The 688-nt window shown below is 57.7% G+C and carries 1 rRNA gene; it reads left to right on the top strand.

Features of this window, described 5'->3' with window-relative positions:
• Positions 1–688: ribosomal RNA gene (locus ACYVLQ_RS31785) — 23S ribosomal RNA — on the top strand; the annotation flags it as partial.

The following is a 688-nucleotide window of genomic DNA, read 5'->3' as shown; positions in this document are numbered from 1 at the left end:
AAGACGTCGTGGAGGCCCGAACCCACTTAGGTTGAAAACTGAGGGGATGAGTTGTGGGTAGGGGTGAAAGGCCAATCAAACTCCGTGATAGCTGGTTCTCCCCGAAATGCATTTAGGTGCAGCGTCGCGTGTTTCACTCTGGAGGTAGAGCTACTGGATGGTCTAGGGGGCCTACAAGCTTACCGAAATCAGCCAAACTCCGAATGCCGGGGTGTGAGAGCGCGGCAGTGAGACTGCGGGGGATAAGCTTCGTAGTCGAGAGGGAAACAGCCCAGATCGCCGGCTAAGGCCCCTAAGCGTGTACTAAGTGGAAAAGGATGTGGGGTCGCTGAGACAACCAGGAGGTTGGCTTAGAAGCAGCCACCCTTGAAAGAGTGCGTAATAGCTCACTGGTCAAGTGATCCTGCGCCGATAATGTAGCGGGGCTCAAGTACACCGCCGAAGCCGCGGCACTCAGACATGACATCCGCCTGGCCTTTCGGGGTTGGGTGCAGTGGTCTGGGTGGGTAGGGGAGCGTCCTGCAGCCAGGGAAGCGACAGTGTGAACTAGTTGTGGAGGCTGTGGGAGTGAGAATGCAGGCATGAGTAGCGAAAGACGAGTGAGAAACTCGTCCGCCGGATGACCAAGGGTTCCTGGGCCAGGTTAATCCGCCCAGGGTGAGTCGGGACCTAAGGCGAGGCCGACAGG

It is taken from the genome of Nocardia thraciensis, from assembly GCF_054782435.1.
The sequence above is the reverse complement of the archived record's forward strand: the minus strand, read 5'-3'. Positions and strand labels throughout refer to the sequence as shown.